The 12,171-nt window shown below is 73.7% G+C and carries 9 protein-coding genes; 6 read left to right on the forward strand and 3 right to left on the reverse strand.

The features are described 5' to 3' along the window. The gene (locus ACZ45T_RS11875) at positions 1-2,169 is read right to left on the reverse strand and encodes a PP2C family protein-serine/threonine phosphatase (RefSeq protein WP_468440001.1); all 2,169 of its coding nucleotides are present in this window, start codon (positions 2,167-2,169) and stop codon (positions 1-3) included. Further along, positions 2,138-3,655, reverse strand: a complete 1,518-nt coding sequence (locus ACZ45T_RS11880; RefSeq protein WP_468440003.1) for an MFS transporter — start codon at positions 3,653-3,655, stop codon at positions 2,138-2,140. Before ACZ45T_RS11880 ends, ACZ45T_RS11875 begins: the two co-directional genes overlap by 32 nt. Positions 3,656-3,790: 135 nt before the next feature. Here ACZ45T_RS11880 and ACZ45T_RS11885 point away from each other — a divergent pair, with 135 nt between their 5' ends. Together ACZ45T_RS11885 and ACZ45T_RS11890 are read left to right on the forward strand one after the other, a co-directional pair. Next, complete coding sequence (locus ACZ45T_RS11885; protein ID WP_468440005.1) at positions 3,791-4,747, forward strand: LysR family transcriptional regulator; 957 nt, start codon at positions 3,791-3,793, stop codon at positions 4,745-4,747. 114 nt (positions 4,748-4,861) lie between these two features. After that, positions 4,862-5,599: a class I SAM-dependent methyltransferase gene (locus tag ACZ45T_RS11890; RefSeq protein WP_468440007.1), complete on the forward strand. Its 738-nt coding sequence runs from the start codon at positions 4,862-4,864 to the stop codon at positions 5,597-5,599. A 15-nt stretch (positions 5,600-5,614) separates the two neighbouring features. Here ACZ45T_RS11890 and ACZ45T_RS11895 read toward each other — a convergent pair whose 3' ends face one another. After that, entirely contained in the window at positions 5,615-6,523 is a 909-nt protein-coding gene (locus ACZ45T_RS11895; protein WP_468440009.1) for an alpha/beta hydrolase fold domain-containing protein, read from the reverse strand. Between the two features lie 214 nt (positions 6,524-6,737). Between ACZ45T_RS11895 and tdh the strand changes: the two genes are divergently transcribed. The 4 genes from tdh (at position 6,738) to ACZ45T_RS11915 (ending at position 12,042) form a co-directional block, all read left to right on the forward strand. After that, a complete protein-coding gene (gene tdh / locus ACZ45T_RS11900) occupies positions 6,738-7,766 on the forward strand; it encodes an L-threonine 3-dehydrogenase (RefSeq protein WP_468440011.1) in 1,029 nt (342 codons plus the stop codon). Positions 7,767-7,866: 100 nt separating this feature from the next. Further along, a complete protein-coding gene (locus ACZ45T_RS11905) occupies positions 7,867-9,075 on the forward strand; it encodes a glycine C-acetyltransferase (protein ID WP_468440013.1) in 1,209 nt (402 codons plus the stop codon). Between the two features lie 12 nt (positions 9,076-9,087). Continuing rightward, positions 9,088-10,002, forward strand: a complete 915-nt coding sequence (locus ACZ45T_RS11910) for a LysR family transcriptional regulator (protein WP_468440015.1) — start codon at positions 9,088-9,090, stop codon at positions 10,000-10,002. 126 nt (positions 10,003-10,128) lie between these two features. After that, the gene (locus ACZ45T_RS11915) at positions 10,129-12,042 is read left to right on the forward strand and encodes a S41 family peptidase (protein ID WP_468440017.1); all 1,914 of its coding nucleotides are present in this window, start codon (positions 10,129-10,131) and stop codon (positions 12,040-12,042) included. Positions 12,043-12,171 lie beyond the last annotated feature (129 nt).

The following is a 12,171-nucleotide window of genomic DNA, read 5'->3' on the forward strand; positions in this document are numbered from 1 at the left end:
CTACGGGGCGCCGCCCGTGCGGGAGGCCAGCAGCAGGGCGATGTCGTCCGGCCGGTCGGTGCTGCTGCCCGCCTCGCTGACCAGCCGGTCGGCGGTCTCGGTCAGCGGGGTCGGCCGGGCCTCGGCCAGGGCCGCCCGCAGCCGCTCCACCCCGATGTCGATGTCGATGCCCGGCTTCTCCACCAGCCCGTCCGTGTAGAGGGCGAGCACCGAGCCCGTGGTCAGCCGCAGTTCGGTGACGGGGTACGAGGCCTGCGGGTCGATGCCGAGCACCACCCCGCCCGCCAGGTCGAGCACCTCGGTGCGGCCGTCGGGGTGGCGCAGCAGCGGCTGGGGGTGGCCGGCCCGCACAGCCCGCACGGAACCGGTTTCCGGGTCGAGCGACACGTAGCAGCAGCTGGCGAACTGGCCCGGATCCAGATCGATGAGCAGCCGGTTGGTGCCGCTCACCACCTCCTGCGGAGTGCTGCCGCTGAGCGCGAAGGCCCGTACCGCGCTGCGGAGTTGGCCCATCGTCGCGGCAGCCGCCACGCCGTGGCCCTGGACGTCCCCGATCACCAGCGCCAGCCGGCCGTCGTCGGTCTCGATGACGTCGTACCAGTCGCCGCCGACGTCCATGCCGACCGTGCCCGGAAGATAGCGGGCCACCGTGTCCACGTGCTCGCGCACCGGCAGCCGGTGCGGCAGCAGGGCCGACTGGAGCCCCCGGGCGCGCGCCGCCTCGTTGTCGTAGCGCTTCGCCCGCTCCAGGGCCTGCGCGATCAGGCCGGCCAGCGCGGTCAGCACCGTACGCTCCTCCGGGCTGAAGCCGCGCGGCGTGTCGAAGCCGAGGATGCAGGAGCCGACCGGCCTGCCGGAGGCGATCAGCGGCAGGAAGGCGCGGGCGCCGAGGTGCGCGTCCAGCGGGATCCCCGGGTAGGCGGCGGCCAGATTCTCCATCGACTCGAAGAACAGGGGCCGGCCCGTGGTCAGCGTTTCCACGCCCGGCAGCGCCGTGTCGAGCGAGACGCCGTCGAAGCGGTTGAGGAAGCCCCGCGGGAACCCCGTCTCCCAGGCCAGGTGCAGGTGCCGTTCGTCGAGCAGGTAGATCGCCAGCTGGCGGCCGCCGAAGGCGGGCAGCAGCTCCTCGGTGACCACCGCCGACACCTGGCGGGCCGTGACCGCCTCCGTCAGCGCGATCGCGAGGGCCACCGGACGGTACAGCGCGGAGGCCCGGTCGGCCACCGAGCCGAGGCCCGCCCCCGGCTGGGCCACCGACTCGGGAGCGTAGTCGGGCTGCTCGGCGGTGCCGATCATCACGGTCAGCCCGTCGGAGCCGGGGTACAGGTCCACCGAGAGCCATTCCCGGGTCCGGTGCCAGCCGCGCCGCACCGGGAAGCGCACCGCCTCGGTGGACAGGAACACGCCCCGGAAGTGATCCTCGTAGGCCCGCTGCCCGAGCCAGGGCGCCGCCTCCCACAGCACCTGCCCCATCAGCCGCGCTCCGCTGAGGCCGAGCAGCGTCTCGGCGGCGGCGTTCGCGAAGCGGATCCGGCCCTGCCGGTCCACGGAGAGCACCGCCTGCGCGAGCCGGTCCACGACGGTGCCGGCGCCCTCGGCCCGGTCCGGCAGCGGTACGTACACCGGGTCCCCTTCCCAGATCACCGGCGCCCCGGCCGCCGTCAGCGCCGAGAGCTCCCCGGCCAGGGCGGCCGCGGCTTCGCGCATCCGCGCCCGGTCGCCGGCCCCGACCGGTACCCCGGGGGTGGGCGGGCGCAGCACCATCAGCACCCCGAACCGCTCCGACCCGGCGGTGACCGGCTCGTACAGGGAGCCGAAGGGGAAGGGCAGCCCCGCCATCAGTTGCGGGAAGCGCCGCATGGCCGCCTCCGCGTCCGGCAGGTGCACGGACTGCCCGGAGCGGTACGCCTCCGCCACCGGGTAGGGGCGGTTCACCTGCATCCGCCACCACGGCCGGAAGAGCGGACCGGGCAGGCCCAGGAGCACGGCCAGCCGCAGTTCCTCGGTGCGCGAGCGCAGGTAGACCCCGCCTGCGTACCCGCCGACGGCCTCCACGGCACTCGCCGTGGCACGCGCGAGCGCCTGGGTCGTGGCGTCGGGGGCCGGGCCTGGGCTGTCCCCTCTCGCCGTCACACCGTCAGGATGCGCCCTCCGCGGCGGGCGCTGCATCCCGGCGGGGCCGCGACGGCCCCTGCTCCTGTCCGTGCCCGCGACCGGAGCCGCGGTAGCCGGCCACCACGGCCGCCGACGCCAGCAGCAGCACCAGGGCCACCGTGCGCAGCGCGGACCCCATCGCGTCGGTGAAGGCGCCGACCTGCGCCGGATCCGTCGGATCGCCGTGGAAGCGGGACGCCAGCACCGTGCCGACCACCGCCACCCCGAGGGCCGCGCCGATCTCGCGGGCCGCCGTGTTCAGCCCGGATCCGAGTCCGGCCTGGTGCGCGGGCAGCTCCGCGACCACCGTCAGGGTCAGCGAGGGCGCGCACAGCCCGGTGCCGACGGACAGCACCAGCAGGTAGAGCGCGTACAGGGCGTACGGAGTGCCCGCGTCGGCGGTGGAGACCAGCAGCAGTCCCGCCCCGATCAGGCCGAGCCCGGCGCCGACCGGCAGACGGGGACCGGTGCGCTCCTGGAGCCGCGCGCCGAACTTGGGCACCAGCGCCATGCCGACGGTCAGCGGGACGATCGCGACGCCCGTCAGCGCAGGGGAGAAGCCCTTCGCGTACTGGAGGTACTGGGCGTTGACGAAGAACAGGGCGAAGAGCCCGAAGAAGCCGGTGCCGATGCCGAGCGTCCCGGCGCGCAGCTTGCGCGAGGCGAAGACCCGCGGGTCCAGCAGCGGGTGGGCGGCGCGCAGCGCATGGCCGGTGAAGGCGGCGAGCAGCCCGGCGCCGGCGCCGAAGGCGGCCAGCACCCGCGCCGAGGTCCAGCCGCACGCCGGCCCCTCGATGATCCCGTAGACCACCGCGAGCAGCGCCCCCGCGAGCAGGACCGCGCCGACGGGGTCGACGGCCGCGTCGGACCGGGACGGCGTACGGGGCACCGTACGGGCGACCGCGACCGCGAGGACCGCGCCGAGCGGGACGACGGCCCAGAACAGGGCCCGCCAGGTCAGGAACTCCCCGGCCAGACCGCCCCCGACATTGCCCGCCAGGCCCCCGAGGCCCGCGGACAGGGTCCAGGTGGCGAGAGCCTGCCCCCGGCGCTCGGGCGGGCTCAGGTGGACGAGGACGGACATGGTCGCGGGCATGATCAGGGCCGCGCCGGCCCCGCACAGCCCGCGCCCGGCGATCAGTACGGCCGGGTCCTGGGCGAGCGCGCTGACTGCCCCGCCCGCGGCGAACAGTGCGAGCCCGGCCAGGAGGGCGCCCTTGCGGCCGTACCGGTCGCCGAGCGCGCCGGCCGGGATCAGCAGCGCGGCGAAGACGATGACGTACGCGTCGACCGCCCACAGCAGCTGGTCGGGGCTCGGCCGCAGCGCGGACGCGGCGAGCTGCGGGATCAGCAGGTTGACGGCGGCGACCATGGCCTGGGCGACCAGCACGCAGGCGCACAGCACGAGCAGGGCGGGCCGGGTCAGGCCAGGTGGGTTGGGGGCGGGCGGGTTCGGGGCGGGCGGGCTGGCGGCGGACCGGTTCGGGGCAGGGCGAAGCACGGCTCCTCCTAGGAGTCGGCGGCGAAAGGTGAGGGGTGGTGACGTGGGGGGCGAGGGCGGCGCTGCGGCCATCCCCCGCTCCTCACCGTAGAGTTGGAGGGACCTGCTTTCCAGTGCAAGTTCTGCAAGGGATGAATGCGTGTGACGCAATCCGGAGCGGGCCACGGCCTCGACCTGAACCTCCTCGTCGCCCTCGACGTCCTCCTGGAGGAGTCGAGCGTGTCCCGGGCCGCCGCCCGCCTGCACCTGTCCGAGCCCGCCATGAGCCGCACCCTCGGCCGCATCCGCAAGGCCCTCGGCGACCCCGTCCTGGTCCGGGCGGGCCGGAGCATGGTGCCCACCCCGCACGCCCTCGCCGTCCAGGGCGAGGTCCGCGCCGTCGTGGAACGGGCCCGCGCCCTCTTCCTGACCGGCGGACAGGTCGACCTGCCCACGCTCGTCCGCACCTTCACCGTGCTCGCCAACGACGCCTTCACCGCCGTCTACGGAGCCACCCTCCTCACCCGCGTGACCAGGGAGGCGCCGGGGGTGCGGCTGCGCTTCCTGTCAGAGAGCCACGTGGACGTCCCGGCCCTGCGCGAGGGCGTCGCCGACCTGGAACTCGGCGTCATCGACACCCGTTCCCCCGAGGTGCGCGTCGAGCACCTCACCGATGAGCGGATGATGGCCGTCGTACGCCCCGGCCATCCGCTGCTCCGCGGACGCGTCACCGCGCGCCGGTTCGCCGCAGCCGAACACCTGATCGCCTCACGGCGCGGCCGCCTGGAAGGCCCGGTGGACACCGCCCTCGCCGAACAGGGCCTGTCGCGGCGGGTGGTGGGTGCCGTGGGGACCTTCCCCGCCTCCCTGTTCGTGCTGCGCGAGAGCGACCTCGTGGGGCTCCTCACCACCCAGGCCCTGCCACTCGCCGCCGCGCTGGGGCTGGAGGTCTTCGAGATCCCGCTCGATCTGCCGACACTGCCCTTCGGCATGGCCTGGCACCCGCGCCACGACGCCGATCCCGGGCACGCCTGGCTGCGCGCCTGCGCCCGCGAACCGCTGCCCGTACGGCAGGCCGACCGGGACGCGTCCGCGGCCGGGCCCCGGCGATAGGCCGACCGATTCCCTCGTCCGGGGGACGTACGGGTGTACGGACCACCCCCGGTCGCGCCACGGGGCACCATACGCACGCGTCCCACCCCCCGGCAGGCCCCCGGAAGGCAGAGCATGCGGTTCCAGTACGACACCATCGGCGAGCGTTACGCGGAGTCCCAGACCACGGCGGCCTTCTCGGCGGCCGACACCTACACCCTGCACGGAGCCCTCGACGCACTCGGCGGGGTGCGCGGGCTCGACGCCCTCGACCTGGCCTGCGGGTACGGCTACAACACCCGGCTGCTGGCCCGCGGCGGGGCCCGGCGGACCGTCGGCGTGGACGTCTCCGAGGAGATGATCAAACAGGCCCGCGAGCACGAGGCGACGAAGGACCGGCCGGACGTCGAGTACCTCGTCGCCGACGCCGCCGGGCTTCCCCGCCTCGGCCCCTTCGACCTCGCCACCGCCGCGTACGTCTTCAGCTACGCGCCCGACCGCCGGTCCCTGCACGCGATGTTCCGGTCCGTGCGCGCCAGTCTGCGCACGGGCGGGCGGCTGCTCGCCATCGTGCCCAACGCGGGAGCGTTCCCGCGCGTGGACTGGTCGCCGTACGGGGTCCGCATCCTCGACCGGGTCCCGGACGGCGACGCGCCGCTGCTGAGGGCGCACTTCCTGACCGAGCCGCCGGTGCCCTTCGAGTTCCGCGAGTGGGCGCACTCCGACCTCGCCGAGGCGGCCGTCGAGGCGGGCTTCGCCACCGTCGGCTGGCAGCCGAACCGGACGCCGCCCGCCGACTCCGTACGCGACGAGGCGTACTGGACGGCGTACCGCGCCTGGCCGATCAGCTCGCTGATGACCTGCACGGCGTAGGGGGTGCGCACGCCGTCACAGATCCGCGGCCGACCGGACCAGCTCCACGATCCGGTCGCGCGCCGCCCGCCCCTCCGGCACCGGCAGCAGCGGGTACCCGTGCGGCATCCCCGCCTCCTCGTGGAAGTCCACCTCGGCCCCGTCCGCGCGGGCCCGGCGCAGCAGCTCCCTGCTGTCCGTGGTCAGCACGTCCCGGGTCCCGGTGAAGACCGTCAGCGGCGCGAGGCCCGCGAAGGTCCCGTGCAGCGGGCTCACCCGGGGATCGTCGGTGGCCAGCGTCCCGGCGTACAGCCGCCCGGCCTCCCGCAGTCCCGGGCGGGCCTGTACCGGATCGGTCGCCTCGATGGCCGCCTGGTCCGGATGGCTCATGGTCACGTCCAGCCAGGGCGAGATCAGCACGATCCGGGAGGGCTGCTCCCCGGTGCGGTCGCGCAGCCGCTGCGCGGCGGCCAGCGCCAGCCCGGCTCCGGCCGCGTCCCCGAGCAGCACGGTCCCGCCGGCGTCGCCGCTCGCGATCAGCCCGCTCAGCAGGTCGGTGGCGACCGGGACCGTCCGGTCGGCGGTACCGCGCGGAGCGAGGATGTACGCCGGTACGACGACCCGCGCCCGCGCCCGCGTGACCAGGGTCCGGATCAGTGCCCAGTGCGGGCGGACCAGTTCGTCGATGTAACCGCCGCCGTGCACGTACAGCACCTGGGCCGCGGGCTCGGTCCCGAGGGGGGACACGTCGTACACCGGCCAGGCTCCGACGAAGGTCCGGGAGATGTCCGCGACCCGGCCGAGCGATCGCGGCGGCAGATGTGACGCGGGCCGGCGGGCCGACTGTGCCACCCGGGTCCTCACCGCCTCGGCGCTCGCGAACCGTCTTCGCCGCCCCGTTGCGGTCAGCGCCACCGACAGCGCCCTGCTGCGCAGACTCGGCACGCCCCTCACCTCCCCTTTTCCCCGCGCCGTCCCAGGCAAGACACCCCCTGCCCCGTCACCCGAGGAGCATAGGCGTGAAGCTGCGCTGTCGACCCGCTTAAGAAAGTCTCGATGGACTGATCACCACGCCGATCGGCAGATTGGTGCCCGTCACCGACGCCGTCCGGGCCCGCACGCCCGCGGCGCCCCCTTCCGCATGCCTGGAGCCACCCTCATGAAGGCACTCGTCAAGCACAAGGCCGAGCCCGGGCTGTGGCTCATGGACGTCCCCGAGCCCGAGTACGGCGCCGGTGACGTGCTGATCAAGGTGCTGCGCACCGGCATCTGCGGAACCGACCTGCACATCCGTGCCTGGGACGGCTGGGCGCAGGGCGCGGTCAAGACCCCGCTCGTCCTCGGCCACGAGTTCGTCGGCGAGGTGGCGGCGCTCGGCGCGGACGTCCGCGACATCGAGATCGGCGCGCTGGTCAGCGGCGAGGGCCACCTGGTGTGCGGCAAGTGCCGCAACTGTCTGGCCGGGCGCCGCCACCTGTGCCGCAGCACGATCGGGCTCGGCGTCGGCCGGGACGGCGCGTTCGCCGAGTACGTGGTGCTGCCCGCGCAGAACGTGTGGGTGCACCGGACCGCGGTGGACCTGGACGTCGCGGCGATCTTCGATCCGTTCGGCAACGCCGTGCACACGGCGCTGTCCTTCCCGCTGGTCGGCGAGGACGTACTGATCACCGGCGCCGGCCCGATCGGCATCATGGCGGCGGCCGTGGCCCGGCACGCCGGTGCGCGCAACGTGGTCATCACGGACGTCAGCCCCGAGCGGCTGGAGATCGCCCGCAAGGCCGGCGCCACGCTCGCCGTGAACGTCGCCGAGACCTCCATCGCCGATGCCCAGCGGCAGCTGGGCCTGCGCGAGGGCTTCGACATCGGCCTGGAGATGTCCGGCCGCGCCGAGGCGATGCGCGACATGATCGACAACATGACGCACGGCGGCCGGATCGCCATGCTGGGCCTGCCCGCGCAGGAGTTCCCGGTGGACTGGGCGAAGGTCGTCACCTCGATGATCACCATCAAGGGCATCTACGGCCGCGAGATGTTCGAGACCTGGTACGCGATGACCGTGCTGCTGGAAGGCGGGCTCGACCTCAGCCCGGTCATCACCGGCCGCTACTCGCACCGCGACTTCGAGGCCGCCTTCGACGAGGCGTCGACCGCCCGCAGCGGCAAGATCATCCTGGACTGGACCGCGTAGCCCCGCCAGTCCCCCCGAACCATCTCCCTCCGGCCGGGCCCCGCAAACCCTCCCCCCTCCGCGGGGCCCGGCCCCCTCCGCCGCACAAGGAGAACGCAGCATGTTCGAGTCCGTCCGCGAGGACCTCCGCACCACCCTCGACGAGATCCGCGCCGCCGGCCTGCACAAGCCCGAGCGCGTCATCGGCACCCCGCAGAACGCGGCCGTCGCCGTCACCTCGGGCGGCGCCGCCGGCGAGGTCCTCAACTTCTGCGCCAACAACTACCTCGGTCTGGCCGACCACCCCGAGGTCGTCGCCGCCGCCAAGGACGCACTGGACCGCTGGGGCTACGGCATGGCCTCCGTCCGCTTCATCTGCGGCACGCAGGAGGTGCACAAGGAGCTGGAGGCGCGGCTGTCGGCCTTCCTCGGCCAGGAGGACACGATCCTCTACTCCTCCTGCTTCGACGCCAACGGCGGTGTCTTCGAGACCCTGCTCGGCGCCGAGGACGCGGTCATCTCCGACGCCCTCAACCACGCCTCGATCATCGACGGCATCCGCCTCTCCAAGGCCCGCCGCTTCCGCTACGCCAACCGCGACATGGCCGAGCTGGAAGCCCGCCTGAAGGAGGCCACCGAGGGCGGCGCCCGCCGCAAGCTGATCGTCACCGACGGCGTCTTCTCCATGGACGGCTACGTCGCCCCCCTCCAGGAGATCTGCGACCTCGCCGAGCGCTACGACGCCATGGTCATGGTCGACGACTCGCACGCCGTCGGCTTCGTCGGCCCCGGCGGCCGCGGCACCTCGGAGCTGCACGGGGTCATGGACCGCGTCGACATCATCACCGGCACCCTCGGCAAGGCCCTCGGCGGCGCCTCCGGCGGTTACGTCGCGGCCCGCGCCGAGATCGTGGAGCTGCTGCGCCAGCGCTCGCGCCCGTACCTCTTCTCCAACTCCCTCGCCCCGGTCATCGCGGCGGCCTCCCTCAAGGTCCTCGACCTGCTGGAGTCCGCCGGCGACCTGCGCGAACACCTCGCCGCCAACACCGCGCTCTTCCGTACGAAGATGACCGAGGCCGGTTTCGAGGTCCTGCCCGGCGACCACGCCATCGCCCCCGTGATGATCGGCGACGCCGCGGAGGCGGCCCGCATGGCGGAGCTGCTCCTGGAGCGCGGCGTGTACGTGATCGGCTTCTCCTACCCGGTGGTGCCGATGGGCGCGGCCCGGATCCGCGTCCAGCTCTCGGCGGCCCACTCGACGGCCGACGTGGAGCGCGCGGTCGCGGCCTTCATCGACGCCCGCGCGGCCCTTTCCGCTGCTCAGGGCTGACATCATGGAGGGGTGATCGACCCCCGCCGGCTGCGCATCCTGCGGGCCGTGGCGGACCACCGTACGGTGACCGCCGCGGCCGCAGCCCTGTACCTGACCCCCTCGGCCGTCTCCCAGCAGCTCGCCGCTCTGGAACAGGAGACCGGCCACGCGCTGCTGACCCGCAGCGGCCGGGGCGTACGGCTCACCGCGGCCGGTGAGATCCTGCTCGGCCACGCCCACGAGGTGCTGGCGCAGCTGGAGCGCGCGGAGGCCGAACTCGCGGCGTACGCGGGCGGCTCGGCGGGCGAGGTCACGGTGGCCGCCTTCGCGACGGGCATCGCCGAGGTACTGGCTCCGGCGATCGCCCGGCTCGCCCTGGACCACCCCGGGATCCGGCTGCGGGTACGGGACGCCGAGGGCGACCAGAGCCTGCCGCTGCTGCTGGACGGCGAGGCGGACCTCGCGCTGGCCGTCGAGTACCGGGGCGCGCCGGGCGCCGACGACGGGCGGCTCTCCGTCGTCCCGCTGTACGCGGAGCCCTTCGAGGCGGTCCTGCCCTCCGGGCACCCGCTCGCCGATCTGCCCGCGGTCTCGCTGGCGGACCTCTCCGACTCGGACTGGGTGGGCCAGTACCCCGGCAACCCGTGCCACGACGTGACGCTGCTCGCCTGCGAACTGGCCGGCTTCCAGCCCCGGTTCGTCCACTCCTCCGACGACTTCCGCGCGGTGACGGCGCTGGTGGGTGCGGGGGCCGGAGTGGCCCTCGTACCGCGTTCCGCGCTGCGGGGCATGGACCTCAAGGAGGTCCAGGTCCGCCCGGTCGCCGGTCCGGCCGCCACCCGGCGCGTCTTCGCCGCCACCCGCCGCGGCGCGGAGACCCACCCGCTGATCGCCCCCGTCCTGGCAGCCCTGGTCCGCGAGTCGGAGCGGCTTCCGGCGCATTGAGGTGCGGCCCCCCGCGCCGGGGCGGCGTCACGCGGGCCGTACGGGTGAACTGCGGGGCGCACCCTGCGGAGGAGACCGTGACCGGCCGAAGAGTGGGGTGAGCCGTACACCGACCACGGAGGCATCATGGCCCGAGTCACCGCCGATACCGCTCCCGAATACCTCCAGCAAACGGCCGAACCGGTCCGTGAGCTCCTGACCGCCGCGACACAGCTGGAAACCTTCCTGGAGGGCGCCGGCGCCCTCACCCTGCAACAGCGCATGCTGCTCGTCGATCAGGCCCTCGTGCTCATGGAGGGAAACTACGTACACCTGCCCCTGAAGATCGCGATGCACGCGGTCAACCCCGTACAGCGGCTGCGCCTCATCCGCCGGCAGCTGGAGCAGCAGACGCCGGCCACCATGGGGCCGGAGTGGATCTTCCACTCGGAGATGTCCAAGGTCTTCCACTCGATCCGGGACCTGCACACCAACTACCAGCTGCCCGCGCCGTTCGCCGGGAAGATCGCCTTCCTCCCCTTCCGGGTCGAGGAGTGCACCGACGGACCGAAGCCCCGCTTCCTGGTCACGCGCATCACCCAGGGGTTCACCGCGCCGGGCTTCGCGCCGGGCGTCGAGGTCACCCACTGGAGCGGCGTCCCCATCGAGAAGGCCGTCGAGCTCTTCGCCGCCCGGTTCGCCGGCAGCAACGCGGCGGCCCGCCGCAGCCGGGGCATCCAGTCGCTGACGGTGCGTTCGCTCACGGCCCATCTCCCTCCGTTCGAGGAGTGGGTGACCGTCAGCTACACGGGCAGCGACGGCGTCGCCCGCGAGCTGCGCGAGAACTGGCAGATCGTGGAGAACCTCCCACCGATGCCCGGCCCGGTCGGTGAAGCCGCACTGGTCATGGGTGTGGACTACGAGGCCGACGAGATCGGCCGGGCGAACGTCATGCTCTTCGTCCCCCACGTCGTCGAGCAGCAAAAGGCGGTCGACTCGGGGGAGATCCCCGGCTCCGCGGCGGGCGAGATCGCGAGCTCGATGCCGCAGGTGTTCACGGCCCGCACCGTCCAGACCCCCTCGGGCACCTTCGGGCACATCCGCATCCACACCTTCAACGTCGACAGCGCCGACGCCTTCGTGCAGGAGTTCATCCGGCTCATTGGCCAGCTGCCCCAGAACGGTCTGATCGTCGACGTGCGCGACAACGGCGGCGGCCTGGTCTGGGCGTCCGAGCTCACGCTCCAGACCCTGACGCCGCGTCGGATCACACCGGAACCGTTCCAGTTCATCAACACCCCGCTCAACCTGCGCATCTGCCGCAGCAGCCGCAGCCTCAGCCCCTGGGTGGAGTCGATGGAGCAGGCGGTCGAGACCGGTTCGACCTTCTCCGCCGGCGTCCCCCTCACCCCGGAGGCCCGCGCCAACGCCATCGGGCAGCAGTATTTCGGCCCGGTCGTCCTCATCACCAACGCCCGCTGCTACTCGGCCACCGACATGTTCGCCGCCGGCTTCCAGGACCACAAGATCGGTACGGTGCTGGGCACCGACGACAACACCGGAGCCGGCGGCGCCAACGTCGTGACGCAGGGCGAGATCATGACGTTCTTCCCCCTCACCCCCTCGCCGTACGTCCCCCTGCCGAACGGGGCGGGCATGCGGGTGTCGATCCGCAGGTCCCTGCGGGTCGGCGACCGGGCCGGTACGCCCCTGGAGGACCTCGGCGTCGTACCGGACGCACGCCACCGGATGACCCGCCGGGACCTCCTGGAGGGCAACGTGGACCTGCTGGCGCGGGCCGGCGAGCTCCTCAAGACCCAACCGGTGAGGGAGCTCACCATCACCGACGCCACACGCGCCGACGGCTCCCTGCGCCTCAAGCTGAAGACCGCCAACGTCGACCGCGTGGACGTCTACCTTGACCGGCGTCCCCGCACCTCCGTGGACATCCCCGACGGGCAGGCCGACGTCACGGTGCCCGGCGCCACCGCCGCCCAGTCGCTGCGCGTGGACGGCTTCGCCCGCGGCGAGCTCGTCGCCAGCCGCACCCGGTCCCTGTAGCACCCCGGGGGGGGGGGGGGGGGGGGGGGGGGGGGGAGAGGCGACCCCATCCCCCCCCCCCCCCCCCCCCCCCCCTCTAGGGGGAATTCCCTACACCCCCGCTCTCATCCCGGCTTTTGTCTCCAGCAT

The sequence above is a fragment of the Streptomyces sp. NPDC030995 genome (genome assembly GCF_055571215.1).